Genomic DNA, 26,141 nt, shown 5'->3' on the forward strand with positions numbered 1-26,141 from the left:
TAATCAGATATCGCGAGTCGAATCAAGCCGACAGTGCAGCTTCGAGCTTGGGCAGTTTGTCGGCGTAAGGCGCGCGCAGACGCAGATTGGAGGCGCCGTCCGGGCTTTGCACGACCACCGCCTTGTTGTGGGTGAAACGCATGAAGCCGTGGATGCCGTGGTAGGCACCGATACCGGACGCCCCCACCCCGCCGAACGGCAGCGTCTCAATCGACACATGACTCATGATGTCGTTGATCACCAGCGCGCCCGAGGTCGTGCGTGCGGAAAATTGCTGCTGCGCCTGCGGCGTGTTGCCGAAGTAGTAGGCCGCCAGCGGACGCGGGTGTGCGTTGATGTAGGCAATCGCTTCTTCATCTGTGCTGCAGACCATTACCGGCAAGAGCGGGCCGAAGATTTCTTCCTGCATGATCTTCATCTCGTCCGTCACGTTCAGCACCAGATGCGGCGCGATCTTGCGCGACACCGGGTCGTAGTCCGGCTCGCCCAGCGGCGCCAGGCTGATGACGCGGGCTCCGCGCTGCTGTGCATCGTCCAGCAGGCCGAGCAAGCGCTCGTAATGCCGCGGGGTAATGATCGAGGTGTAGTCCGGATTGCCCTGGATCGAGGGGAAGGCCTTGCTCATGAAGTCATGCGCGGCCGAGACCAGTTCGATTTGTCGCGCCGCGGGGATCATCATGTAATCCGGCGCCAGACAGATCTGCCCGGCATTGAAGGTCTTGACCGTCAGCGTGCGTGCCACCGCTACCGCGATGTCCGCATCCTGGCTGACGAAGACCGGCGACTTGCCGCCCAGCTCCAGCGTCACCGGCACCAGGTTTTCAGCCGCAGCGCGCATCACATGGCGACCGACCGTGGTGCTGCCGGTAAACACCAGATGGTCAAACGGCAGACCGCTGAAGGCGGCGCCGATAGCGGCATCGCCGAGCACCACGCCCAGTTCCATCGGGTCGAAGTAACGTGCGATCAGCTCGGCCAGCAATTCGGAGGTGCGCGGCGTCAGCTCCGAGGGCTTGAGCAAGGCGGCATTGCCGGCAGCCAAAACGCCGGCGAGCGGACCGAAGGCGAGATTGATGGGGAAGTTCCACGGGCTGATGATGCCGACCACACCCAGGGGCTGGCGTTCGATCCGCGCGATCACGCCGGGCGCCGGTTCGGCCAGGGTTTCCGTCTGCATCCACTCCTGCACGTGTGCCGCCGAGTAGCTGAGCATGTTCAGCGTCGTCGCGATGTCAGCCGCCAGGGACTGATACACGCTGCGCTGGCCGAAATCCGCGTTCATCGCCTGCACCAGCTCATCGCGATGCTCGCGCAGCAAACGCGCGGCGCGCAGCAGGCGATCCTGGCGCAGGGCGGCATCGGCCGGCCCGGCCGCAGTGTGACGCTGCTGCATGGCCTTGAGAATGGACTTCAGATCTTCAACTTGTTGCTGGGTACTCATGTTTTTCTTCTCCGCTGAAAATGTGTGATCAGACTTGTCTGTCGGGGGAGTGAATCAATGCACGCTCAGTCGTGGGCGATACCGCGTCGTCCGGGGCGCCACGCGCGGCGCTGGGGACAGCAAGGCGGCCTTCTCCGCCAGGTGTTTCCACGCTGATGTGCTCGAAACAGCATTGCTGCATGGCCAGTGCATCTTAGGAGAAGGGGCGGCTTGCCCGCCAACTAGGCTATTTGGGGGCTGCCATAAATAATGTTATGGTCAGGCCATGTCACTCATCCGCCTGCGCACCTTCATCGAGGTCTACCGCCAGCGCTCGATCAGCGCCGCGGCGCGCAACCTCAATCTGACCCAACCGGCCGTCTCGCAGCACATTGCGGGGCTGGAAGTCGCCATCGGGCGGCCGCTGTTCGAGCGCCAGGTGCGCGGCGTCAGCCCGACCACGGCAGCGGATGAGCTGGCCTCCGACATCGGTAACAAGCTCGACGAAGTCGAAGCCGCCATGTCATCGGCGCGCTCACGCTCGGCCGAACTGGCCGGCGCCCTGCAGATCATCGGCCATGCGGACTTTCTGGCCGAGGTCGTATCCGCGCATCTACTCCCCTTGCTGGAAGTCGGCATCCGCGTGCGCTTGCAGACGGGAAGCAGTGATTTCGTCTGCCAGATGGTCATCGAAGGGCTCTGCGACCTCGGCATCACCGCCTTTCCGAGCAGCGACAAACGCCTGCACTGCGAACTGATCCGCAGCGAGCGTGTCCTCGCCGTCGCAGCGCCTGGCGTGGTCGAGCGCATCAGCAAAGCAGCCTCGCTCGAACAAGCGCTGAGCAAAGAACCCCTGCTCGCCTACAACCTCGAAATCCCCCTGATTGACGCCTGGGCTGCCAAGAACAAGCTGAACCTGGGCCCGCTGGTGCCCGCCCTGATCGGCCAGGACCTGCGCGCCTTGCGCAGCTTGCTGTGCCGTGGCTTCGGCTGGACCGTGATGCCCGAGTATCTGTGCACCGATCACATCAAACGCGGCGAACTGCAGGAAATCGCCGCCCCGTCCGGCCCAGGCCAGCTCAGCTACTACCTCGTATGGACGCCCAGCGCGCTCCGGCAAGCACGCGTCGCCCATGCCCGGCAGGCGCTGCTGTGGCATTTGAAAGCGTGACGGGCATCGCTCGTCAAAATGCTCGCGATCTCGGAGCCCATTGCGACTCTTTGATTCCGCTGACGGCAGACTGAGGCAAACACACCCCCTATTGCCCTTCCGTCCGTACGCTTGAAAGGCGAATGCCGACACACCGCAGGTATGCTCTCCGCAAATCAGTCAGCACATGCGGGGAATCCAAACGTGCGACAAAAATGACATCCACCTCGAACACACAACATCAGAGCCATCGAGACCCCAATGAAAATCGCCATCCGCATCGTCATCTTCTTCGCTGTACTCGCCATCGGCATGGCCCTCGGCGTCGCGCTAATCTTCAACAGAATGCTGGAACGTGAGCGCGCCTTCGATGGTATGGAACTTGAGTACTACACAAGCTTCGAGTCGCTGCTGATGCGCAAGGGTACGGAGGCGACGCAGGAGGCCACGCTACGCGCGCATCTGGCGCTGATGGAGAAACGCCAGGACCATGCGGGCTTTTTGCTCAAGAGCAATCAGAGCAATCTGTTAGCCAGCGACGCTGCGTTGAGCTACGCGCGCCTGTCAAACCTGGCAGCACGGCGGAATGCCAATGATGAAGCCAAGCAACTGCTCGACAAGGCCGTCTCGTACTGCCCGCAAATGGGCTGGGTAGAGTGCAATGCCACGCAGATCACCAGAGCGGTCGATGAACTCAAGCAAATCGATGCCTCCAGCTTTGTCCTGCAAGCTCGCTAGTCGCGGCCCTTTCACCACGACTCGATAGCTGAGGCCAGATAAGGCCCGCCTTCACGCCCCTGTCACGCCAGACAATTAGGCTGCGCGTTTTTGCAACGCGGAGTCTTTCATGTCAGCTGTCCCGTTTTCTCTGGCGCGTCTGCGCCCCGTTTGTCTGTCGCTGGCTCTGGCCGGCTTGATGCATGTCGCCCAGGCGCAGCAAGCCGTCAGCGCCGTGCTGGCAGGCCACGCCGCCCTGCCCACAGATAGCACGGTCAGCGCCCCCAAGGACGCTGGCGCCTTCTTTGCAACAGCCGGCAAGTTTGCAAATGCCGCGCGCCAGCGCAATGAAAAGCTGGGCAGCGAGCTGTCTTACACCAATGTCGGTGGCTCCAAGCCGCGCGCCACGGGCGGCGCGCTGCCGGTCAAGGGTCAGGCGGTGCAGGGTTTCTCGGGCATCGTCTCGCTGGATCGCGAGAATTACCTGGTCATCAGCGATAACGGCTTTGGCAACAAGATCAATTCGCAAGATGCGCTGTTGATGGTGCATGCGATGCATGTGGACTGGAAGAGCGGCAAGGTGACGCGCAAGAACACCAGCTTCCTGCACGATCCGGATCGCAAGGTGCCCTTCGCCATCCAGAACGAAGCCCAGGCGCAGCGCTATCTGACCGGCGTGGATTTCGACATCGAGTCGATCCAGAAAGTCGGCAATGAACTGTGGGTCGGCGACGAGTTCGGCCCCTACCTGCTGCGCACCGACCTCAAGGGCAAGGTGCTCGGCGTGGTCGAAACCGTGGTCGAGGGCAAGAGCTATCGCTCACCGGACCACTACCTGCTCGGCCGCCTGCCCAATCTGCCCAATGAGGCCATGCCGCAGTGGGAGGTGAAGCGCTCCGGCGGCTTCGAGCCGATGGCCAAGTCGCCCGATGGCAAGAAACTCTACCCGGCCTTCGAATGGCCGCTGTACGACGCGCAGACCAAGGACTTCGAGAAGTTCAACGGCAAACCCTATACGCATATTCTGGAATTCGACGTGGCGAGCCAGCGCTACAGCGGCAAGCAATGGAAGTACGCCTTCGAAGAGGCCGGCAATGTGATGGCCGACTTCCAGATGCTCGACGCAACGACCGGACTTGTCATCGAGCGTGACGACGCTTCGGAAGGCGTGGCGCCGGCCTGCCCCGGCGAAGAGCGCACGGACTGCTTCACACGCCCGGCGAAATTCAAGCGCGTCTACAAGATCGACCTGTCGAACGTCGATGCCAATGGCTTTGTGCGCAAGGTGGCTTACATCGATCTGCTGAAGATCGCCAATCCGCAGCGCCTGGCCAAGCGCGGCCCGAACGAGGAAGTGTTCAGCCTGCCGCATCTGGGCCCTGAGGGTCTGGCGATTGTCGATGCGCATCACATCGTGGTGGTGAACGACAACAACTATCCGGGCTCGTCTGGCCGCACCCTGGGCAAGCCGGATGATGACGAGATCACCCTGCTCGACATCCAGGCTTTGATCGACGCGAAGTAAGCTGGCCCGCGCTGCCTGCCCTGGCGACTTTCGTTTCGCCAGGGCAGCGGCTCACAAGCCGAGCTCGCTCAAGCCCGGATGATCATCGGGCCGTCGGCCCTGTGGCCAGTGGAACAGGCGCTCGTCTGCGCTGATCGGCAGATCGTTGATGCTGGCGATGCGCCGGCGCATCAGGCCCAGTTCATCGAACTCCCAGTTCTCGTTGCCGTAGGCGCGGAACCAGCGGCCGGCATCGTCATGCCATTCGTAGGCGAATCGCGCGGCAATGCGATTGTCCTGCCAGGCCCAGACTTCCTTGATCAGCCGGTACTCCAGCTCGCGCGCCCATTTACGCGTGAGAAATTCAACTATCGCCTCGCGCCCGCGCAGAAACTCGGCACGGTTGCGCCACACGCTGTCAGCCGTGTAGGCCAGCGACACCTTCACGGGATCGCGTGAGTTCCAGGCGTCTTCGGCCATGCGCGCTTTTTGCACGGCGGTTTCGAAAGTGAAGGGCGGCAGCGGAGGACGGGCGGAAGTGTTCATCAAGGCAGCCTTTTGGTTTTGAAAATGGAGGGTAAAACCCGAACCACGGGGCAACTACGGTTTTGTTAGAGCGTGTGCAGTTTTTAAACGATGGACTTTCGACGCAAAGGGCGCAAAGAAAGACAGAGAAGGTCCGCAAAGGGAAAAGAGAATCGATTTTCTTTGCGGAGCTCTGCTTTTTTGTGCTGCCCTTCTTGCCAAAACACTGGCAAAAAATGCAATTTGCCTAAATTAACTACTATAGGGACCAAGACCCTAAATAACGTTCAGTTAGGCTATGTACATGTTTGATGCGCTGGCTTTCGATGCAAAGGACGCAAAGTAAAACGATTTTTGGGTTTCCTTTGTGGGCCTTATGTCTTTCTTCGCGCCCTTTGCGTCAAAAATCCGTCGTCCCAAAACTGAATATTTCTTAACTGAGCAGCATGAGGCCAAGGCCCCGTGTTTAGTAAGTCTTGTACGGAAGAAACTTCCCGCTCATGGTGATGCTCACGCGGTCACCCATCGGATTCGGCTCGCGCTGCAGATCCATCTTGAAGTCGATGGCGCTCATGATGCCGTCGCCAAACTCTTCATGGATCAGCTCCTTGAAGGTGGTGCCATACACATTGACCAGTTCGTAGAAACGGTAGATCAGCGGATCGGTCGGCACGGAGGTCGGCAAGGAACCCTTGTAAGGCACGACCTGCAGCAGGTTGATGGCCTCCTCGGGCAGCTCGAACAGCGCGCCGACTTTTTGCGCCTGTTCTTCGGTAAGCGTCATCTGACCGAGCAGCGCGGCGGTGGTCCATTCCTTGGACAAGCCGATGACTTCAGCGACTTGCGACCACTTGAGTTTCTTCTGGATCTTCTTCGAGACGATGAGTTCGGTGACGTCGTAGCGGTTCATGGTGTAGCTCCTTGCTGGCTAAGGTGGAATTCAGTTGGTGAGGCAGGCGGGCAGCTGTTGCGCCGCGGCGAGACCCGGGCGCACCAGCAGCGGCTCGGCCGGCGGCAAGCCGGCGTACTGCTGCGAACGACTGACGAGAAAATCAACGAGGTGATTGCGAATCGGGTAGTACTGCGGATCATGATGCAGGCCGGCGCGCGTTCGTGTGCGCGGCAGGGTGTTGACGACGATCTCGGCGATGCGCGCACGCGGCCCGTTGCTCATCAGCAGGATCTTGTCGGCGAGCAGGATGGCTTCGTCCACGTCATGCGTGATCATGAACACGGTCTGCTGCGTGGCCTGCACGATCTTCAGGAGTTCGTCCTGGATGGTGCCGCGCGTGAGCGCGTCGAGCGCACCGAAGGGCTCGTCGAGCAGCAGCATCTTGGGCTGGATGGCGAAAGCGCGCGCAATGCCGACGCGCTGCTTCATGCCACCGGAGAGTTCGGCAGGTTTCTTCTTCAGCGCCGCACCCAGGCCGACCATTTCAAGAAACTGTGTCGCATGCGCTTCGATCTCGCTGCGCGACTTGTCTGGCCAGCGCGAGCGCACGGCAAAGCAGACGTTCTCCAGCACGCTGAACCAGGGCATCAGTGCGTGGCTCTGGAACACCACGCCACGATCGAGGCCCGGGCCGACGACCTCACGGCCATCGACGATCAAGGTACCGGCCGAGGGCGCCTCCAGCCCGGCCAGCGCATTGAGAATGGTGGTCTTGCCGCAGCCCGAGTGGCCGATGACGACAACGAATTCGCCACGCTCGATGCCGAAGCTGACGCCTTCGAACACCGGCTCGGCGCCGCGCACGTAGGTCTTGGAGAGTTGATCGACTTGCAGGTAAGGCATGTGAGCGTTCCGTATGAATGGGCGCCCTACTCGGCGTAGGTGACGAACTTTTGCAGCGCTGCGAAAATGCGGTCGAGCAGCATGCCGACCACGCCAATCATGACAATCGCAAAGATCACATTCGGCAGCGCGAGGTTGTTCCACTCGTTCCACACGAAGTAGCCGATGCCTGTGCCGCCGACCAGCATCTCGGCCGCAACGATCACCAGCCAGGCAATGCCCATCGAGATGCGCGCGCCAGTAACGATGGTCGGCGCGGCGGCCGGCAGGATCACCGTCAGTGCCAGACGCACCGGCTTGACCTCCAGGGTGCGTGCCACATTGAGCCAGTCGCGCCGCACACCGGCCACACCGAAGGCGGTGTTGATGAGCATCGGCCACAGCGAGCAGATGAAGATCACGAAGATGCCGGAGACATTGCTGTCCTTGATGGTGTAGAGCGCCAGCGGCATCCAGGCCAGCGGCGAAATAGGCTTGAGCACCTGGATGAAGGGATCAAGCGCGCGATAGAGCAAGGGCGACATGCCGATGGCGAACCCAAGCGGAATCGCCACCAGCGCAGCCAGCAGAAAGCCGACGGCGACGCGCGCCAGCGAGTGGCCCAGCTGGATGGCAATGCCCTTGTCGTTAGGGCCGTGATCGTAGAACGGGTCGGCCAGATAGTTGACGATGGCACGCCCCACTTCGGCCGGCGGCGGAAAGCCGGTCTGCTTGGCCGAGGCCTTGCCCAGCAGCGCCGCGTATTCGTCATTGGCCGCGCTCTGCGCGCTGGGCGCCTTGGGCAGGGTCGCCAGATGCCACACGCCAATGCAGAAGACGAAGATCAGCACGGACAGCAGGGCGGATTTCCAGGTGTCGGGTTTCATGTTTTTAACGGCTTATGTTCGGTGCGCGGGTTTTTGATTCCCCTCTCCCGTTTCACGGGAGAGGGAACATCGTCACGTCCGCTTGATCGCAAAGCTCTCCAGATACGCCTCCGGCTTCATCGGGTCGAACTCCTTGCCGAGCACCTTGAACTTGGCGTAGTTGTCCTTGGGCGCGGCGATGCCGACTTCGGCCATGCGCTTCCTCGCATCGGTGAGCAGGTACACCTTTTCGGCGATGTCCTTGTACTGCACCTCGCCCTTCACATAGCCCCAGCGCTTCATCTGGGTGAGGATCCACACTGCCATCGAATACCAGGGGAAGGGGTCGAAGTCGGCGCGTGTCGGCACGTTCTGCACCTGGCCCAGACCATCGGCGAAGCGGCCGGTGAGCACCTGCTCCAGCACCGTCTTGGGCTGGTTGAGGTAATTGGCGGGCGACAGCACCTCGGCCATGATCGGCCGGTTCTTCGGATCGCGCGCCATCTTCGAGGCCGTCAGCACGGCGCGATACAGCGCGGCAAAGGTGTTGGGGTTCTGCTTGACGAACTCGGCCGGCGCAGCGAAGGAACAACAGGGGTGACCATCCCAGATATCTTTCGACAAAATGTGGATGAAGCCCACTTCGTCATACACCGCGCGCTGGTTGAAGGGGTCCGGGCCGAGGAAGCCGTCGATATTGCCGGCACGCAGATTGGCCACCATCTCGGGCGGTGGCACGACGCGGATCTGGATGTCCTTGTCCGGGTCCAGACCATGCTCGGCAACGTAGTAGCGCAGCAGGAAGTTGTGCATCGAGTAGTCGAAGGGCACGGCGAACTTGAAGCCCTTCCACAGCTTCGGATCGCGCTTGTCCTTGTGCTTCATCGCCAGCGTGATGGCCTGGCCATTGGTGTTCTGGATTGTCGCCACATTCACCGCCAGCGGGTTCGAGCCCACACCCAGCGACATCGCGATGGGCATCGGCGCCAGCATGTGCGAGGCGTCGTATTCCTTGTTGATGACCTTGTCGCGGATCAGCGCCCAGCTTGCCGTTTTGACCACCTGCACATCCAGGCCTTGGGCGCGATAGAAGCCCAGCGGATCAGCCATCACGATGGGGCTGGAACAGGTGATCGGGATGAAGCCGATCTTCAGGCTGGTCTTCTCCAGCGGCGCTTTCTCGGCGGCCATGGCCTCCAGCGCGCCAAACGGGAATACTGAGGAAATCGCCGCCAGCGCCGTCGAACGGCCGACGGCCTGCAAGAAGCGGCGGCGTTTGGCATCGTCTGGAAACACAGCGCGCATCACCGCCGACTCGATGACGCGCTGGTTCATTGCCTCATCCGAAGCGTCGGCCGCCAGATCGAGCGCGGCGGCGTCATGCTCGGCCTGCGAATGGTGGCGGCCGCAGCTGCAGCTGCCGGCGCCAAGCTGGTTGCGATGATCGAATGGATCCTTGAATGCAGACATGTCAGCGTCCTCTCCTGAAAGCTTGAGCAAGCTTAGGGTGCAGGCCGCCGGGCGGCTATCAAGACGGCGATGATTGTCGTGTAGTGGAATCACTACAGCGCCGGGCGCACAAGCTGCACAAGCCTTGATCCAGTACGCAATCGGCACATGCAGCGCCTGCTAGGCTGGGCTTGGATCAAGAGAGGATGAGTCATGAATGTGCAGGACACGCTGCAGACCCTTGACGGTCTGTTCCGGCGCGGCGAGTACGACAAGGTCGAGCCCTTCATGCTGGAGCATCTGGCACGCGCCGAGGCTGAGGGCGACAAGGGCTCGGCGCTCAGCATCCTCAACGAGCTGATGGGCTATTACCGCAGCCAGAGCCGTTTTCGCGATGCGCTCGCGCTGGGCGACAAGGCGCTGGGCCTGCTCGATGCGATGGGCCTCAAGGGCAGCATCCACTACGCCACGACCCTGCTCAATATCGCCACCGCCTACCGCGCAGACGGTCAGACGCGCAAGGCGATCAGCTTGTTTGAAGAGGTCGGCCAGCGCTTTCTCGCCTTGCAGGTACAGGACACCTACCTGGTCGCCTCGCTGTACAACAATCTCGCCCTGGCCTGGCAGGAAGCCGGCGACCATGCCAAGGCCATCGCCTTCCTCGATGCGGCCTTGCCGCTGATCCGCACGCGCCAGGGTGGCGAGGTCGACGTCGCGGTGTCGCTGACCAATCTGGCACTCTCACGCACCCGCCTGGGCCAGCTTGCCGAGTCGCGCGCCGCCTTGCAGGAAGCGCTGCGGCTATTCGAATCGCAAACCCGCATCAGTGGTCACTACAGCGCAGCGCTGGCCGCCTTCGCCGAACTCAACTACAAGGAAGGGCGGCTGCAGGAAGCCGTTGCCTTGTACGAGCGAGCGCTGGCCGAGATCGTGCCACGCTTTGGCAAGAACACGCAGTACGCGATCACCCTGGAGAGTCTGGCACTGGCGCTCGACCGTCTTGATCCGGCGCGCAGCGCAGCCCTGCTGGCCGAGGCGCGGCAGATCCTGCATGTCGAGAAGGCCGAGCCGGCAGCGATGTCGGGGCTGGAGCTGGCACGCAGCTATTACCAGGCGGTGCGCGGCGAATTGCTGGCCAGCTTCGCGCCGGTGGCCCAGCGCATTGCCTTTGGCCTGGTCGGCCATGGTTCGGAATGCTTCGGCTTTGACGACGCCTTGTCGCGTGACCACGACTTCGGCCCCGGCTTCTGCATCTGGCTCACTGACGAAGATTACGCGCTGTTCGGCGCACGCCTGCAAACCGAGTACGCCCAGCTGCCACGCGAATTCGCCGGCTTCGCGGCGCGCCAGGTCAGCCCGCGCAGCGAGCAGCGCGTCGGCGTGTTCCGCATCAGTGATTTCTACGCGCAGTTTCTCGGCGCACCCAACTTGCCTGTCAGCGATGCCGACTGGCTGCAGATTCCAGAAGAGCTGCTGGCTTGCGCCTGCAATGGCGAAGTGTTTGCCGACCCGCTGGGCGAATTCAGCCGCTTGCGTGCACAGCTGCAGGCTTACTACCCGGATGGCATCATCCGCCGCAAGCTCGCGCAGGCCGTCGCCAAGATGGCGCAAAGCGGCCAATACAATCTGCCGCGCGCCCTGCAACGCGGCGAGCTGGTCACGGCGCAGCTGGCGCGTGCCGAGTTCATGCGCCATGCCTGTTGCGCTGCGTTTGTCCTCAACCGTCGTTACGCACCGGTTTACAAATGGCTGCATCGCGGCCTGCGCACGCTGCCCAAGCTAGGCGATCTGCATGGCGTGCTCGATGCACTGGCGCGCGCACCAATCGACGCCAGCCAGGAACTCGTCGCGCAGATCTGCCAGACGGTGCTGGACGAACTGATCGCGCAAGACTTCAGCACAGCCGGCGACAGCTTTCTCGAAACGCATGTCGACACCATTCTCGGACGCAAGCGGAGCAGCCCAGCATGAACATCATTGAAGCCATCATCAGCCTTGAGTGGCAGGCCTTCGACGCGGTGCAGAACGAAGGCGGCCGCGCCAGCTGTCAGGACGATCACGAAACCTTCGAGATCATGCGCAAGAGCCAGTTCCTGTGCTGGGACGAAGCCACGCAACTGGCCTATCTGGACGATCTGCAACGCGCCAAGCGCGCCGGCCGCAACCTCGTGCAGGAAAAATACGCACGCATGATGGCCTCCACCGCGCCCGCGCGCTATGCCGAATTCGCCCACCTGCTGCCGGTGCTGGAGGCCGCACAAATTGCACGCATCGAAGCCGTCGTCGCCGTCGAAGTAGCCTGGCGCGAAGCCTTCGCACGCGAGTATCCGCACATGTCGGACAAGGCGCGCCTGATCCGCACGACGCAGGACACGCCCTACTCCACATCGTTCGAAACCTATCTGCGCGGCGAGCTCTACACCTACTCGCCGAACACGCTAGTTCTCTACTGCAAGCTGGTCGACCGCTACCGCAGCGAAGACCGCAACCTCAGCACCGAGACCATGGAGCACACCGCCCGCCTCTACGGCTACACCAGCCTGGCCGCCGCCGAGCGCAAGCTGGAAGCCGGCTCGCAAGCGGTGTAGAGGCCACGTCCGCCGCACTGCGCGCTACCATGGCAAGCTGCCAATATCAGGAAGCCAGCATGAGCAGCGACGACCTCGCCCCCCTGCCCAGCATCGCGCCGGGCCGCTACCGCCACTACAAGGGCGGCGAATACGAAGTGCTGGGCGTCGTCCGCCACAGCGAGAGCCTTGAGCCAATGGTGCTCTACCGCCCGCTCTATAACGACAGCGGCAGCTGGGTGCGCCCCTTTGCGATGTTTCTCGAAGAGCTGGAGATCGACGGCCAGCGCGTGCCGCGCTTCGCGCCCCTGGGCTAGGGCGTGTTCGCAGTAGGCGAGGGGATTGCGTTGAGGACTATGGCTTGCGGGACAAGGCGTGCGACGCGGTGCGGGGTGGCTCCCACGCACAAGGAGCGCAACGCAGTAGCGCAGGCCATAGTCCTCAACCCGAAGGGCTCGGACGAAATGGGCGCATGGCTGCGTTGCGGCGACTCGCCAGGAGACTACCCTGCCAGCGTCGCCGCGCCTTGCCCTGCACCCATTGCGTGCGAGCGCAAGCCCTCGCCTACTGCGAACACGCCCTAGGACCGCGCATGCCGCCAAATTAAGGTTCAAATACGCATCTACTTCCGCAAGGACAAGGCTCAGCCAAGACAGATAATGGCAAGCACGGCCTTGGTACTTCGGGCTCAGTGAGCAACGCGCCCCAAGCCCGCGTGAGGGCGCTCCGCCGCAAACCTCTCAGACAAGCTGCCATGTCAAACACACCGGTCAAAACTGAAGCCGAGATCTACACACTGTGCCAGCAGGTGCTGTCTGGCAGCGTCAATATCAGCGCGCTGATCAATGTCCTGATCAACGACTTGCGCAGCACCCTCAGCGAAGACCGGGCTCTGGTGCCGGCGATGAAGCGTCGCGTGGCGGTCCATCTGGGCGTGGAGGACTTCGATGAACTGCTGATCCCCTTGCTGGCCAGCATCGCGGACGACAATCTCAGATACCAGTACGCCAACCACTTCGCCGCCATCGCGCTCCACACCGGAGAACACGCGCTGGCCCTGCGCTATTTCGCGCTGGCGCTCAGCCCTGAGCGTCGCACCGAACACACCGAGTCGGTCGCCATCGTCGCCGCCGAGCAGGAAAGTTACGATGACAACGCCTTGCACATCGATCTGGCGGTCCGCGTGGTCGTCTCTGCCGCGCCGGAGCTCGCCCGCCTGCACCAGCGCGGCAAGCTGCGCATCCTCGACCTGTGCTGCGGCACCGGACTCAGCGCCCTGCCGCTGATCGGCTTTGGCGACCATATCGAAGGCGTGGACCTCGATGTCAGCGGCGTCCGCCGCGCCGGCCGCGAAGTCCTCTACGCGCAGCTGCACGAGGGCGATGCCATCGGCGTGCTGCAAAATCTGTCAGGCCCCTTCGACCTGATCCAGTGCATCGGCGCGATCTACCATTTCCCGCAAGCGGACTGGCTGTTTGAACAGGCCGAGCGCCTGCTCGCCCCCGGCGGCCTGCTGCTGTTCAACAACTGGCCCTGCCCCGACAGCGCTGACACCCTGGTCACCTGCAGCGGCAACCTCCGCCACTGCCACAGCGAGCGCTACCTCAACCAGCTCGCCCAGCGCCATCAACTGATCCCCGCCGGCAAGACCTGGCACACCATCTACGGCAACCTGCCGAACTGGTTCATGAAGTACAGCAAGGCAAGCTAAGGCGGAGTCGACTCACACCAGCTGATGCCGCAGCGCGTAGTTCGCCAGCTCGATGTTGTTGGCCAGCTGCAGCTTTTGCAGGATGCGTGCGCGGTAGGTGCTGATGGTGTTGGCGGAGAGCGAGAGCTGGCGCCCGATGTCGTTGATGGCGTGACCCTGGGCGAGCAGCTGCAGCACCTGGAACTCGCGGTTGGAGAGCGCTTCGTGCGGCGCGCGCGCATGGTCGCGGCGGATGTCCTGCGTCATCAGCTCGGCGATCTCGGGCGTAACATAGGTGCCGCCTTCCGCCGCGCGCACAATGGCGGCGAGCAAGATGTCGGGCGCACAGCCTTTGTTGAGGTAGCCATTGGCACCGCTGCGGATCGCGCGCAGTGCGAATTGCGATTCCGGATAGACCGACAGCATGATCACACCGATGCGCGGAAATTCGCTGCGCACGCTGCCCAGCACATCGAGCCCGTCGCGATCACCGAGCGCGATGTCGAGCAGCACCACGTCGATACGGCCAGCGCGCAGGCTGCGCAGTGCGGCAGGGCCGTCAGCGGCTTCCTCGATCTGGCCGATACGCGCATCTTCGGCGAGGATCTGGCGCAGGCCGCGGCGGATGATCATGTGGTCATCGACCAGCAGGATATTGATGCCTGCGGCGCTCATGCGAAGACTCCACCGAGGATGAGCTTCACCGTGGTGCCAGCGCCGGGCGCGCTGTCGATGAGGAGTTCAGCGCCGAGTGCGCGGGCCCGCTCGTGCATGCCGAGCAGGCCGAAGCTGGTGGCTTGCGTGGGGATCTGCATGCCGCGCCCGTTGTCACGCACGCTGAGCACCAGGCGATCGGCCTCGGCGCTGGCCTGCAGCAGCACTTCACTGGCCTCGGCATGGCGGGCGATATTGGTCAGCACTTCCTGCACGATGCGGTAGAGCGCAACTTCAGCCTCGCGCCCCAGGCGACAACGCTCGACGAGGCTGGCGCAACGGTATTCGCACTGCAGACCGCTGCGCGTGCGAAAGTCCTGCAGCAACCATTCCAGCGCCGCCCACAGGCCCAGATGTTCGAGCACGCCAGGGCGCAAATCGGTGAGGATGCGGCGCAACGCCTCCATTGCCGTACCGGCAATATCGAGCATGCCCTCTACCTTGCCACGCAGCGCCGGCTGCTCACTCAGGCGCTGGCCCAGCCAGTTGAGTTCGAGCTGCAAGGCGGTGAGCGAGGCGCCCAGATCGTCGTGAATGTCGCGCGCGATGTGGCGCCGCTCCTCCTCGCGCACACGCTCCAGATGGGACGACAGCGCCTGCAGCGCGCTGTGCGACTGCTGCAGCTGGGCATGGGCGGCAGACAAATCTGCGGTGCGCTGAATCACGCGCTGCTCCAGCTCATCGTGCGCACGCTGCAAGGCGCGCTCGGCCGCCTTGCGTACGCTGATGTCATTGAAGGTCACAACCGCACCAACGACCTTGTCGCCATCGAGTATCGGATAGCTGGCGTATTCGGCCGGGAAGGATGAGCCATCGCGCCGCCACAGCACTTCGTCCTCGACGCGCACGCCCTGGCCTTGCTGGTAAGCGCGGAAGATGCGGCAGTCCTGCACCGGCATCAGCTGACCATCGGCATGCGAGTGGTGCATCAGGTAGTGCATGTTGCGGCCGAGTACTTCGTCCGGGCTGAAACCCAGCATCGCCGCGCCTGCCTGGTTGATGAAGATGCAGCGCCCGCGCAAGTCGATGCCGTAGATGCCCTCGCCGGTCGATTCGAGCAGGGCTTCAAGCTGGCGGCGCCAGGCGTGGTGGTGCGAGAGGTCGTGGAGATTGGCGAACATTTCGCCATCCTACTCAGGCCGCGACGGCACCGCCATCGGCACGCGGATCATGGGCACCAAGCATGCTGCCATCAGCAGCGAGGCTCACTGCGCCGGCGTGGCCCATGCTGTCCTCGAATTCGCCGAGCACTTGCACGGCGTGGCCTGCTGCGCGCAGCTGCTCGACCAGGGCCGGGTCGAAACGGGATTCGAGCTTGAGCGTCGTCGAGTCCTCGCCCCAGGTGCGCCCGAGCAGCCAGCGCGGCGCGCTGATCGCCGCCTGCAAGTCCTGCCCGCCCAGCACATGGCGCGTGAACACCGCCGCCTGGGTTTGCGGCTGACCCTCGCCACCCATGGTGCCGTAGGCGATGACACGACCGTCCTTGAGCTGGGCCAGCGCCGGGTTGAGGGTGTGAAAAGGCAGGCGCCCGCCCGCCAGCTGATTCGGCCCGGCCTGCAAGCTGAAACTGGCGCCACGGTTCTGCCATTGCACGCCGGATTCGGCCAGCACCAGACCACTGCCGAATTCCCAATACACGCTCTGGATGTAGCTCACCACGCGCCCCTGCGCATCGGCCGCGCCCATCCAGATGGTGTCGCCGGGCTGGGCGATCTCGGGCCAGGGCGCGGCGCGCAGCAGGTCGATTTGCGCCGCCTCGTGGGCCAGCGAGCCCGGCGCGAGGAAAGCCGCCGGATCGGCGCGCATGCAGGCCGGGTCACCGACATGCGCGTTACGCCAGCGAAAGGCGCGCTTGGTCGCTTCGACGAGGCCGTGCACATGGTCGAAGCCCTCGTCACTCACCACACCCAGCTGCTCGAAGATGCCGAGGATCGCCAGCGCACTGACGCCCTGGGTCGGCGGCGGATGGTTGAAAACGCGGCCGACGGCCAGATCGACCGACAAGGGCGAGAGCGCCTGTGCGCAGAAGGCTTCGAAGTCGGCCAGACGCAGCGGGCTGCCGACAGCGGCCAGATCGGCCGCCATGCTGCGCGCCAGATCGCCACGGTAGAAATCATCGAAGCCCGCGCGCTGCAGCTGCTCCAGGCTGGCGGCCAGACGTGGCTGCACTTGCAGCTCGCCCAGCTGCGGCAAATGGCCCTCGGCATGGCGCGGCGCAAAGCATTCGGCAAAGCCCGGCACAGCCTGCAGCTCATGCCACTTGGCCGCCGTCAGCGCAGCTTGCGAGCGCGTCACCGCAACGCCTGCACGCGCGTAGAGAACGGCGTCGTGCAGCAGCATCGCGCGGGGCAAGGCACTGCCCCACTGGGCGGCGTGCTGCAAGGCGAGATCCCAGCCGGCCAGCGCACCCGCGACAGTCAGCGCCGCACGCGGGCCGCGGGTCGGGATCTGCGTGTCGCCCTGCGCGGCGTAGAACTCGGGCGTGGCCAAGGCTGCGGCCGGGCCGCAGGCGCGGATCGCAACAGGCGGCTTGCCGGGTTCGGCAATCAGCCAGAAGCCATCGCCACCAATACCGTTCATATGCGGATAGACGACGGCAATCGTTGCCGCCGCCGCTACCATTGCTTCCACGGCATTGCCGCCTTCGCGCAGCACCGCCGCGCCGGTTTCGGCAGCAAGCTGGTGTGGCGCACAAAGCATGCCTTTGCGGCCACGCTGCGCGGTGTTGGCGGCGGGCATCAGCAAGCCCCGGGCGCTGTGATGACAGATTGATAACTGGCCATTGGAGAGACTCCCGTGAATGATGGTGTGGATATAAGCAAGGACCCTGCCGCGCGGGTCGAGGAATTCCTGCGCCTGATCATGATCCCTGATCCGGATGCGGCGCGCCGCTTTGTCGCGCCGAACGTCGATATCCACTTTACCGGCGCGCGTGCCATGTCCGACATCGCCGAATGCAGCGCGTTCAACGCCACGCGCTACGCCTGGGTGAAGAAGCGCATCGAGCGCAGCGAGGTGGTGGTTGGTAGCGATGCCCGCTCCGCCGTGGTCTACAACCTGGGCACGCTCTACGGCGCCTGGCCGGATGGCACGCCCTTCGAGGGCAATCGCTACGTGGATCGCTACGAATTGCGCGACGGCCTGATCGTGAAAATGGACGTCTGGAACGACAGTGCCGAATGGCTGCTGCTGCGCGCAGGTCTGGTATGAGTGGTCCTGCGCACGACAAGCTGCCCGAGCACGGCCGCTTCGACTACTCGGCGATCACCCAGCGCCCTGATTACTGCTGGCCCAATGGCGCGCGGCTGGCGGTCTATATCGGCTTCAACATCGAGCACTTTGCCTTTGGCAGCGGCCTCGGGGCGAAGATCGGCCCGAGTTCGCCCGAGCCCGATGTACTCAATTACAGCTGGCGCGAATACGGCAATCGCGTCGGCGTATGGCGCTGCCTGGAGCTCTTCGATCAGCTCGCGCTGCCGACCGGCGCGCTGATCAATACCGCACTCTATGATCACTGCCCGGAAGTCGTCGCCGCGCTGCTGGCACGCGGTGACGAGCTGATCGCCCACGGCCACAGCAATGCCATGCGCCACAGCGATCTGGACCAAACCGGCGAAGCCGCCCTGCTCGCCGCCTGCCGCGCACGCATTGCCGAGGAAAGCGGGCAAACGCCGCAGGGCTGGCTGTCGCCGTGGATTGCCGAGAGCTTGGCCACGCCCGACCTGCTCGCCGAAGCGGGCTACGCCTACACGCTCAACTGGTGTCACGACGATCAGCCGATTGCCCTACGCACGCGTAGCGGCAAGCCGCTGTGGGCGATTCCCTACCCGCAGGAAGTCAATGACATTCCAATGATTGTCGCGCGCCAGATGGACGGCAAAGATTTCGCCGAGCTCATCATCGACAACTTCGAGGAGATGCGCGAGCAGGCGCAGCGCCAGCCGCTGGTGATGGGCATTGCGCTGCATCCTTACCTCGTCGGCCAGCCCTATCGCCTGCGCCACCTGCGCCGCGCGCTCACGCAGATTGCCGCTGCGCGCGATGCCGGCGAAATCTGGCTATGCACGCCGGGCGCAATCTGCGCGCACATGCAATCGTTAACGCCGGGCTGAGAGGTACACTGCCAGCATGGTCCTCAATTTCATCTGGCTGTTCTTCTTTTTCGGCGCCTTCGCCAGCTGCCTCTACCAGTGGCTGGTGCTGGGCGATGCGGGAGTCTTCAACAAGGTCGTGCAGGACGCCTTTGCGATGTCGAAAACCTCGTTCGAGATCGGCCTGGGCCTCACCGGCATCCTCGCCTTCTGGCTGGGCATCATGAAAATCGGCGAACGCGCCGGCGCCGTGCAGATGCTCGCGCGCCTCGTCGATCCGCTGTTCCGCCGCCTGTTTCCGGGTATTCCGGCCGGCCACCCGGCCAGCGGCGAGATGCTGATGAACATCAGCGCCAATATGCTGGGGCTCGATAACGCCGCAACGCCGATGGGCCTCAAGGCGATGCAATCGTTGCACGCGCTGCACGTCGAAAACGGCGGCGCGGCCGACACCGCTTCGGACGCGCAGATCCTATTCCTGGTGCTCAATGCCAGCGGCCTGACCCTGATCCCGGTGAGCATCATGACCTACCGCGCCCAGCTCGGCGCCGCCAACCCGGCCGATGTTTTCCTGCCGATCTTGCTGGCGACTTTTTTCGCCACACTGGTCGGCCTCATCGCAACGAGCTTCTTCCAGAAGATCGAGCTGCGCCATCCGGTGGTGATTGCCTGGTTGGTCGGGCTGAGCACCGCCGTGCTCGGCAGCCTGTGGTATTTCGCGCGCCTGGGCGCGGCGGCGCTGAGCCAGCAGAGCGCGCTGATCAGCGGCATCGTGCTGCTCGGGCTGATCTTGGGCTTCATGGCGCTCGCTGTGTGGCGGCGCCTGAATGCCTTCGAGACCTTCATCGAAGGCGCGCGAGAAGGATTTGCCACCGCCATCAATGTGGTGCCGTATCTGGTGGCCATGCTGGTCGGCATCGCCGTGTTCCGCGCCAGCGGCGCGATGGATCTGATCATGCAAGGCCTGGGCGCCCTGCTCGTCGCCTGCGGCCTATCGGCCGACGTGGTGCCGGCCTTGCCGACCGCGCTGATGAAGCCGCTGTCGGGCAGCGGCGCGCGCGGCATGATGATCGACGCGATGAACACTTATGGCGTGGACAGCTTTGCCGGGCGCCTGAGCTGCCTGCTGCAAGGCGCGACCGACACCACCTTCTACATCGTCGCGGTGTACTTCGGCGCCGTCGGCGTGCGCAAGACGCGCCACACCGTCACCTGCTGCCTGATTGCCGATGTGGCCGGCGTGATCGCCGCCATCGCCATGGCCTACCTGTTCTTCCCGCCAAGCTAAGCTTCAGCCCGCAGCAATCATGCGACCGCAGAAGCCGCGCTGGCGGCGCAGGAAGAACAAAGTCGCGCGGCCGAAAATGCGCACCGCGAGGTAGTAGAGCAAGCTGGCCGAGAATTCGTCGCGCAGCAGGATCTCCTGAAAGATGCGGTCGGCCGTGACACGGTCGACGGGCAAGCCGGTGTCGAGAAACTGGTACAGCGCGTCATGCACCAGCGAGGCGTAATAGGCGCGCGGCAGCTGCGTGACGGGGCTGATGCCGCCATCGGGCATGCCGATGACGCGGCCGAAGAGGCGCAGCTTGGGCGTGCAGCCATCCCAGGCGTAGCCCTTGAGCACACGCAGCGTGCCGTCCGCATCGAGTTCCAGCCAGCGCCGGCCGAAGCCGTCCTCGAATGCGCAGGCGCGAAAATCGGCGGGCAGATGCGGGCGGATGTTGAGGGCGTAATCCGCCGGCAAGACGTAGATCCACTTCACGAACAAAGGCTGCATGAGGACTCCCTGCTTGCGCGCGGCGCTCGATGCGGCGCCTGTGCTGTCTGCACGCCATGCTAAAACGCTTTGGCGCGCCAGGCACGATTTTGTCGCGTGCCGCCCGAACGGGCAGCGCACGGAGCGCGCGGTACGGATCGCTATAATCCCTGTTATGGACCACGCCTTGCACAGCCCTCAGCTTCGTCAAGACTCGCGCCGCCTGCGCCTGCTGGCGGGCTTTGTGCTGTGTGTAGTGATCGCCACCCTGGTCAGCGCCCTCAACGAACGCGACCCCGACCCCGCCAACATCCCGGCCACGCCCAAGCCTGAAGGCACTGCACCTGCGACGCTCGCCGTGCAGCTGGGTGATCGCAATATCGCGCGCCTGCAACGCCGGGAAGGCAAGGAGTCCCTCGCCACCGACACGCAGCTCAGTGACACGGCCCTGGCACTCGACATCCCGCCCACGCATCACACTCCGAGCGGCGTCCGCCCCCGCCGCGAGCACTGATCAAAAAGCTGCCCTGAAGTACAGCTGGGTACTTTGTGCTTGGCATTTGCCACCTGCAAGCTTATCGTTTTCCCGCTACACAGCAGATCAGACCTGAACATGATCGGGCGCGACGCCCACGGGGAGAGAACTTTGGCAAACATCAGAGTGGGCTTGCTCGCCTTGCTGGCGCTCGCCGCCGGCTTGTCCTTTGCACAACAGGCCAATCTGCTGCTCAGCTGGCTCTTGCTGCTGGCGCTGATCATCGGCGTCGCCGCAACGGCCGGTCAGGCCATCACCGGCCTGTGGCGCGGCGCCCTGATCGATGATCGCAACGTCATGTCGCTGTCACGCATGCAGCTCCTGCTGTGGACCTGCGTGGTGCTCTCCGGTTACATGACCTATGCGCTGGCGCGCATCATCCAGGGCCTGGAACATCCGCTGGACATCGCGCTGGAACCGAGTCTGTGGGCGCTGATGGGGATCAGCACCGGCAGCCTGGTTGGCTCGCCACTGATCCTCGAAGGCAAGAAGCGCATCGCCGCCAGCCTGCAACAACTCGAAGCGAGCAAGGCTGCGCTGGGCGAGCAACAAGAGGCCGATCCGGAAGACTTCACCCATCAGGGACAGCTGGCAACCAATCGCAGCATCAGCAGCGCACGCTGGTCGGACATGATCACTGGCGAAGAGCTCGATACCGCGCCGCACCTCGACATCGCACGGCTGCAAATGCTGTTCTTCACCCTGATCAGCGTGGCGAGCTTTGCCGTCGGACTCGGTCATTTCTTCCTCGTCAACGCACCCGGCATATACGGGGCACAGGCACTATTCCCCAGCCCGGACGAGAGCCTGGTCGCGCTGATCGGCATCAGCCACGGTGGCTACCTCACGGCCAAGGCCGTGCGCCGCAGCCCGGCCACCCCGAGCCTGGACAGCAAACCCGCTGAAGCGACTGCTGTTGAAGACGAACACGTTCAAGCGGTGGGCTGATCATGGCGAGCGAATTTCCGCAGAAATACAGCATCAGTGCCGACTATCTGCCGGCAGGCAGCAAGCGCCGCTCGGGTTTGCCGATGCGGCCGACGGTCAAATTCATCGTCGCGCACGACACCGGCAATCCGGGCTCGACGGCAGCCGGCAATGTCAGTTACTACAAACGCAGCTGCAACGACGAGAGCGCCTCGGCGCACATCTTCGTCGATGATCGCAGCATCATCGAATGCATCCCGGCGCTGACCGCTGCGCCCGAAAAAGCCTGGCATGTGCTCTACAAGCTGGAGACGGACAACCATCTCTACGGTTACAACGCCAACGATGCGGCGGTTGGCGTCGAATACTGCTTCGGGCCGAATATCGATGCCGACGAAGCCTACCGCCGCTATGTGTGGGTAATGGCCAATATCTGCGCGCGCTTCGATCTGGACCCGGCCACCGCCATCGTCGGCCACTTCTTCCTCGACCCCGCGCGCAAGAGCGACCCGGTCACCGGCCTGGCGCGCAGCCGCCGCACCTACGAGCAACTGCTGCGCGACGTGGTGACCGAATTCAAACAAGGCACGGCGGGCGGCGACACACATGGCGCACCAGCTCCGGTGTCGCAAACAGGCCAGCTGACGGCAAACACCACGCTCAATGTGCGCAAGGGCGCGCCCAATCGCCTCGCCCCGCTCGCTGATGTGGTGCGCGCCGGCCAGACGCTCAACTACGTGGGCTGGACCGAACAGGGGGAAGCCGTCAACGGCAACCCGAAGTGGTACCTCACAGCCGAGGGCAACTACTTCTGGTCCGGCGCCGTGCGCACGTTGGGCTGAGCCAACACGGCGCGTAAAAAAAGGCGGTGATCCTGCGATCACCGCCTTTTTATTGGTGCCGCCCGGCGCTTAGCTGCAGCTGAACGTGAAGCTGTTGATGAACACCGAGGTACTCGACTCGGTACGCAGCATGATGAAGGAGCCGGTGCTACCGCTCCAGGCTGCGTCGTTGAGCGTCCAGTTGATATTCGTGGTGCCCGCAACGATGTTCGTCGCCGGAGCGGCAAAAACGCGAGAGCCTGAACCATGCGGCGAAGCGCTTGAGCTGGTCGTGTTGTTGTCGACATAGACCTGGAAGTTGCCAGTCCCGGTCCCAGCCGCCGAAGCATTGATGACCAGGGAGCAAGACTTGCCGATCACGTTGAAGATGCCGCCCGGTGTGGAGCTCGCCGTGGTGGCATTGGTGCTCGTATCCGAGGCCAGCGCACCGATCACCAAGCGTCCGCCGGTCAGCGTGAGCACCCCGCTGCTGACCGTCGCCGTGCCGCTGACCTTGATGTAGGCCGGCTTGCTGGCATCGCTCGGCAAGCTCGCGTAGCTGGTGGTGAACAAGGTCGCATCGGTCGCGCTGTCGAAGGTCTCGGACCAGCTGGTGCTCAGCGTGCTGCCGCTGGAGGCGCTCGAAGATGTGCTGCTACTCGTGCTGCTGCTCGCACTTGAAGTGCTGCTGGCCGCACTGCTCGCGGCGCTGCTACTCACGCTGCTGGCGACGCTGGAACTGCTGCTCGACGAAGTGCTGTTGTACACCGAGTCGCGGTTCGTGCCAGCCGTATTGAACAGGCCGATCTTGCCCGGCCCGCTATTGGCGCGGATGGTGGCATAGGCAACATCGGCGGACACCGCCGTATAGCTGTAGGGCGGCAGCCAGGCGTCGGCAGTGGCCGGCGCGGCCAGGGTCTCGCTGGCGCAGCTCAGATCGATGCTGATCGGCCCCGTGAAGACCGTCGCCCAGGCTTTGCCGTTGTCATCCTTGTCGCTGATGAACAGATGCGTGCCAAGGCTGCGGTAGCCCAGCGCACTCTTGGTGGTGCCACCCGACACCAGCTTGCCGCAGACTTCTTTGGGCTTGAGGCCGGTAAAGCTGTAGTAGTTGCTCTCCAGAATCACATTGGACATGTAGCGCACATCGGTGCCGCTCTCGTATTTGAGGTCGGCATTGCTGGTCGTCGTGCTGCCTTCAATGTAATTGTTGAACAAGTGCGCCTGACCGAAGCGGATCAGCGGCAGACGCGAACTGGTCCCTGCCCACCACATGCCGGTGAAAGTGGTGTGCAGGCGCCCCTGGTCACTCCAGGCACGGCCCGAGTCACCGTTGCCAACCAGCGTCGTCTTGTGGTGCTTCTCGATATAGCTATTGGACAGGGTCACGTAGTCCGAGCCGCGCACGATGTCGATGGCGCCATCATGACGGGTATCGCTGGCCAGCGAATCCGGCGTGTCGCCATCGCTGATCGAGATGTGATCGACCCACAGGTTCTGCGTGCGCGAGATGGTCACGCCATCAGCATAGGCATTGGCCGAATCCTCGGGATTGACGTCCCAGGGCGTGTCGATGCGCAGATTGCGGATGATCACGTTGCGCGTCCAGGTCGGGTACTGGTCACCGTCCTTGCCGGCCTTGATCCAGTTCTCGAAATCCACCTGCGGATCGCTGCCGCCATTGGTCAGCTCGCCACCGATCAGTATCGTGGTGCCGGTAATGCGCGCCGGGTTGCCACTGGCATCGTTGATGCCGACCAGGGTGGTGTTCGACGGAATGCTGATCGAGCCGCCCATCTTCTGGTCGAGGTAGCTCGTGTATTCCTCGAAGATGGTGTTGTTGTTGCGCCAGCGCATGTCGATGTGGCCGACGACGCGGATGATCTTCGGTGCGAGCCCGGCCGCGTTGATCGCCGCCACCAGCTGCTGACCGTTATAAACGGTGTAGATATGGTCGCGCGTAGCGTTGCGTCCGCCGGTTACGACGACCTTGCCATGCGTGATCGTGCTCGCCGTGCCGCTGGTGCGCGTATAGCTGTGCCAGCCGGTATCCGGCGCAACATCGCATTCGAGGGCACTGAGCGCGCCGCCGGTGGGATCGCTGGTGGCAAATTGCCAGGTCGGCAGCACCGGTGCCTTGAGGTAGTTCTTCGGATCATGCAGGCCGGAGACCAGCACCGGCGCGGAGTAATCGCGTATGCCGTAGAGCGCGGTCTGCAAGGGGGTTGCAGCGCCGGTGAGCGTCTGTGCGTCGGTGCCGCTCAGGCTGATCGCCGGGCAGGTGCTGCTTGCCACAGTCAAACTTGATGAAGCGCTGGAGGCCGAACTGCTTGCCACCGCACTGCTGCTGTCAGTACTCCCGCTATTGCCACCACAGGCCACCAGAATACCGGTGGCCAGCGCGACGGCCGCCATCCCTGCGTAACGCACGTGCATCGTTGTGTCTCCTCGCCGATTCGTCAGCTGCTTGGTGCAGCTACGTATTCACCCTGCCGGTGGCGGGCTTTGTTTTGTCCGGCAACTATATAGACTTTTCAATACGCCGTACGCATGCGCGTCAAATGTTTTATGTGCCGCAGCGCAGCAGATCGGGGGAGGTTCAGACGCGCGCCAACAGTACCGGCTCGCGCTCCAGCGTGACACCGAATTTGCTGTGCACGGCTTCGATCACCAGGCGCTGCAGGCGCAGCACATCATCCCCCGTGGCACCGCCATGGTTGACCAGCACCAAGGCCTGGCGTTCGTACATGCCGACCGGCCCGAGGCGCTGACCTTTCCAGCCGGCCTGCTCGATCAGCCAACCGGCCGCCAGCTTGACACTGCCGTCCTGCTGCGGGTGATGTGGCAGCTGCGGCCATTGCGCCAGCAAGCGCTGGAACTGCTCGGCGCTGACCACCGGATTCTTGAAGAAGCTACCAGCATTGGGCAGCAGCGCCGGATCGGGCAGCTTGCGCGTGCGGATCGCCGTCACCACGCGCTCAATATCCTGTGCGCTGGGTGAGTCGATCTGCTGCAAGGCCAGCTCGCGCGCCACATCGGCATAGCCGGTCACTGGCTGCCAGGCCTTGGGCAGGCGGAAGCTGACCGAGGTGATGACGAAGCGGCCACTGGCCTCGGGCTGCTTGAACAAGCTGTCACGATAGGCGAACTGGCAGCTGGCTTTGTCGAAACTCAGCACATGACCGCTTTTCAGATCGACCGCTTCGAGCGAGAAGAAACGATCCGCCACCTCGACACCATAAGCGCCGATGTTCTGGATCGGCGCGGCGCCGACGGTACCGGGAATCAGCGACAGGTTCTCCAGCCCGCCCCAGCCTTGCGCCACGGTCCAGCTGACGAAGTCCTGCCAGCGCTCGCCAGCCCCGGCGCGCACGATCCAGGCGTCATCGAGCTCGTCGACGAGAACTCGCCCCGGTACGCGAACATGTAGCACAAAGGCATCCAGATCGCCTTGCAGCACCACATTGCTGCCCCCGCCGAGCACCACCACGCGCTGCCCGGCCAGATCACCGCGCTGAACCAGCTTGATCAGCTGCTCGGCCGAATGGATTTCGGCATAGCGCGCGGCGCGTGCGGGCAGGCGCAGGGTGTTGAGATCGGTCAGCGGCGTATTTTCGAAAATCGGCAGATACATG

25 protein-coding genes are annotated in these 26,141 nt (G+C 63.5%); 13 read left to right on the top strand and 12 right to left on the bottom strand.

What is annotated here, in order from left to right:
- Positions 1-22 precede the first annotated feature (22 nt).
- Positions 23-1,441, bottom strand: coding sequence for a coniferyl aldehyde dehydrogenase (locus ABDB84_RS01805; RefSeq protein WP_345917960.1), 1,419 nt, complete (start codon positions 1,439-1,441; stop codon positions 23-25).
- Positions 1,442-1,706: 265 nt separating this feature from the next.
- Here ABDB84_RS01805 and ABDB84_RS01810 point away from each other — a divergent pair, with 265 nt between their 5' ends.
- The 3 genes from ABDB84_RS01810 (at position 1,707) to ABDB84_RS01820 (ending at position 4,812) form a co-directional block, all read left to right on the top strand.
- The gene (locus ABDB84_RS01810; RefSeq protein WP_345917961.1) at positions 1,707-2,591 is read left to right on the top strand and encodes a LysR family transcriptional regulator; all 885 of its coding nucleotides are present in this window, start codon (positions 1,707-1,709) and stop codon (positions 2,589-2,591) included.
- A gap of 240 nt (positions 2,592-2,831) precedes the next feature.
- Positions 2,832-3,308: a hypothetical protein gene (locus ABDB84_RS01815; protein ID WP_345917962.1), complete on the top strand. Its 477-nt coding sequence runs from the start codon at positions 2,832-2,834 to the stop codon at positions 3,306-3,308.
- A 109-nt stretch (positions 3,309-3,417) separates the two neighbouring features.
- Entirely contained in the window at positions 3,418-4,812 is a 1,395-nt protein-coding gene (locus ABDB84_RS01820; RefSeq protein WP_345917963.1) for an esterase-like activity of phytase family protein, read from the top strand.
- Positions 4,813-4,863: 51 nt separating this feature from the next.
- On the opposite strand, the gene ABDB84_RS01825 is transcribed toward ABDB84_RS01820, so the two are convergent.
- The 5 genes from ABDB84_RS01825 to ABDB84_RS01845 all read right to left on the bottom strand — a co-directional run bounded on the left by ABDB84_RS01825 (position 4,864) and on the right by ABDB84_RS01845 (position 9,426).
- A complete protein-coding gene (locus ABDB84_RS01825; protein ID WP_345917964.1) occupies positions 4,864-5,337 on the bottom strand; it encodes a nuclear transport factor 2 family protein in 474 nt (157 codons plus the stop codon).
- 445 nt (positions 5,338-5,782) lie between these two features.
- The gene (cynS, locus tag ABDB84_RS01830) at positions 5,783-6,226 is read right to left on the bottom strand and encodes a cyanase (protein WP_345917965.1); all 444 of its coding nucleotides are present in this window, start codon (positions 6,224-6,226) and stop codon (positions 5,783-5,785) included.
- A 30-nt stretch (positions 6,227-6,256) separates the two neighbouring features.
- Positions 6,257-7,111 carry an ABC transporter ATP-binding protein gene (locus ABDB84_RS01835; protein WP_345917966.1) on the bottom strand — a complete coding sequence of 285 codons (855 nt, stop codon included), beginning with the start codon at positions 7,109-7,111 and terminating at the stop codon, positions 6,257-6,259.
- 26 nt (positions 7,112-7,137) lie between these two features.
- Entirely contained in the window at positions 7,138-7,977 is an 840-nt protein-coding gene (gene ntrB, locus ABDB84_RS01840) for a nitrate ABC transporter permease (protein ID WP_345917967.1), read from the bottom strand.
- A gap of 72 nt (positions 7,978-8,049) precedes the next feature.
- A complete protein-coding gene (locus ABDB84_RS01845; RefSeq protein ID WP_345917968.1) occupies positions 8,050-9,426 on the bottom strand; it encodes a CmpA/NrtA family ABC transporter substrate-binding protein in 1,377 nt (458 codons plus the stop codon).
- Positions 9,427-9,618: 192 nt separating this feature from the next.
- On the opposite strand from ABDB84_RS01845, the gene ABDB84_RS01850 reads away from it, so the two are divergent.
- The 4 genes from ABDB84_RS01850 (at position 9,619) to ABDB84_RS01865 (ending at position 13,683) form a co-directional block, all read left to right on the top strand.
- Positions 9,619-11,376: a DUF4037 domain-containing protein gene (locus ABDB84_RS01850; RefSeq protein ID WP_345917969.1), complete on the top strand. Its 1,758-nt coding sequence runs from the start codon at positions 9,619-9,621 to the stop codon at positions 11,374-11,376.
- On the top strand, positions 11,373-11,993 hold the full coding sequence (locus tag ABDB84_RS01855) for a DUF4125 family protein (RefSeq protein ID WP_345917970.1): 621 nt from the start codon (positions 11,373-11,375) through the stop codon (positions 11,991-11,993). The genes ABDB84_RS01850 and ABDB84_RS01855 overlap by 4 nt, the downstream gene beginning before the upstream one ends.
- Before the next feature lie 59 nt (positions 11,994-12,052).
- Complete coding sequence (locus ABDB84_RS01860) at positions 12,053-12,289, top strand: DUF1653 domain-containing protein (RefSeq protein ID WP_345917971.1); 237 nt, start codon at positions 12,053-12,055, stop codon at positions 12,287-12,289.
- Positions 12,290-12,726: 437 nt separating this feature from the next.
- The gene (locus ABDB84_RS01865; protein ID WP_345917972.1) at positions 12,727-13,683 is read left to right on the top strand and encodes a class I SAM-dependent DNA methyltransferase; all 957 of its coding nucleotides are present in this window, start codon (positions 12,727-12,729) and stop codon (positions 13,681-13,683) included.
- Between the two features lie 12 nt (positions 13,684-13,695).
- Here ABDB84_RS01865 and ABDB84_RS01870 read toward each other — a convergent pair whose 3' ends face one another.
- The 3 genes from ABDB84_RS01870 to ABDB84_RS01880 are packed head-to-tail and all read right to left on the bottom strand — an operon-like array spanning position 13,696 to position 17,115.
- Complete coding sequence (locus tag ABDB84_RS01870) at positions 13,696-14,337, bottom strand: response regulator (RefSeq protein ID WP_345917973.1); 642 nt, start codon at positions 14,335-14,337, stop codon at positions 13,696-13,698.
- Positions 14,334-15,497, bottom strand: coding sequence for a PAS domain-containing sensor histidine kinase (locus tag ABDB84_RS01875; protein WP_345917974.1), 1,164 nt, complete (start codon positions 15,495-15,497; stop codon positions 14,334-14,336). Before ABDB84_RS01875 ends, ABDB84_RS01870 begins: the two co-directional genes overlap by 4 nt.
- A gap of 13 nt (positions 15,498-15,510) precedes the next feature.
- The gene (locus ABDB84_RS01880) at positions 15,511-17,115 is read right to left on the bottom strand and encodes a gamma-glutamyltransferase family protein (protein ID WP_345917975.1); all 1,605 of its coding nucleotides are present in this window, start codon (positions 17,113-17,115) and stop codon (positions 15,511-15,513) included.
- Positions 17,116-17,172: 57 nt separating this feature from the next.
- Here ABDB84_RS01880 and ABDB84_RS01885 point away from each other — a divergent pair, with 57 nt between their 5' ends.
- Genes ABDB84_RS01885 through ABDB84_RS01895 form a run of 3 tightly spaced genes read left to right on the top strand, consistent with a single transcriptional unit; the run spans position 17,173 to position 19,755 of the window.
- On the top strand, positions 17,173-17,586 hold the full coding sequence (locus ABDB84_RS01885; protein ID WP_345917976.1) for a nuclear transport factor 2 family protein: 414 nt from the start codon (positions 17,173-17,175) through the stop codon (positions 17,584-17,586).
- On the top strand, positions 17,583-18,488 hold the full coding sequence (locus ABDB84_RS01890) for a polysaccharide deacetylase family protein (RefSeq protein WP_345917977.1): 906 nt from the start codon (positions 17,583-17,585) through the stop codon (positions 18,486-18,488). The genes ABDB84_RS01885 and ABDB84_RS01890 overlap by 4 nt, the downstream gene beginning before the upstream one ends.
- 16 nt (positions 18,489-18,504) lie before the next feature.
- The gene (locus ABDB84_RS01895) at positions 18,505-19,755 is read left to right on the top strand and encodes a nucleoside recognition domain-containing protein (RefSeq protein ID WP_345917978.1); all 1,251 of its coding nucleotides are present in this window, start codon (positions 18,505-18,507) and stop codon (positions 19,753-19,755) included.
- Positions 19,756-19,758: 3 nt separating this feature from the next.
- Here the strand turns inward: ABDB84_RS01895 and ABDB84_RS01900 are convergent, their stop codons facing one another.
- Entirely contained in the window at positions 19,759-20,244 is a 486-nt protein-coding gene (locus ABDB84_RS01900) for a hypothetical protein (protein ID WP_345917979.1), read from the bottom strand.
- 166 nt (positions 20,245-20,410) lie between these two features.
- On the opposite strand from ABDB84_RS01900, the gene ABDB84_RS01905 reads away from it, so the two are divergent.
- The 3 genes from ABDB84_RS01905 to ABDB84_RS01915 all read left to right on the top strand — a co-directional run bounded on the left by ABDB84_RS01905 (position 20,411) and on the right by ABDB84_RS01915 (position 22,527).
- The gene (locus ABDB84_RS01905; RefSeq protein ID WP_345917980.1) at positions 20,411-20,737 is read left to right on the top strand and encodes a hypothetical protein; all 327 of its coding nucleotides are present in this window, start codon (positions 20,411-20,413) and stop codon (positions 20,735-20,737) included.
- Positions 20,738-20,869: 132 nt separating this feature from the next.
- On the top strand, positions 20,870-21,706 hold the full coding sequence (locus tag ABDB84_RS01910; protein ID WP_345917981.1) for a hypothetical protein: 837 nt from the start codon (positions 20,870-20,872) through the stop codon (positions 21,704-21,706).
- Between the two features lie 2 nt (positions 21,707-21,708).
- Positions 21,709-22,527, top strand: coding sequence for a peptidoglycan recognition protein family protein (locus ABDB84_RS01915; protein WP_345917982.1), 819 nt, complete (start codon positions 21,709-21,711; stop codon positions 22,525-22,527).
- 69 nt (positions 22,528-22,596) lie between these two features.
- Here ABDB84_RS01915 and ABDB84_RS01920 read toward each other — a convergent pair whose 3' ends face one another.
- On the bottom strand, positions 22,597-24,942 hold the full coding sequence (locus ABDB84_RS01920) for a pectate lyase family protein (protein ID WP_345917983.1): 2,346 nt from the start codon (positions 24,940-24,942) through the stop codon (positions 22,597-22,599).
- A gap of 163 nt (positions 24,943-25,105) precedes the next feature.
- Positions 25,106-26,140: a UDP-N-acetylmuramate dehydrogenase gene (gene murB, locus ABDB84_RS01925; protein WP_345917984.1), complete on the bottom strand. Its 1,035-nt coding sequence runs from the start codon at positions 26,138-26,140 to the stop codon at positions 25,106-25,108.
- Position 26,141 lies beyond the last annotated feature (1 nt).

Source organism: Uliginosibacterium sediminicola, from assembly GCF_039631295.1.
GTDB classification, from domain to species: Bacteria; Pseudomonadota; Gammaproteobacteria; order Burkholderiales; family Rhodocyclaceae; genus Viridibacterium; species Viridibacterium sediminicola.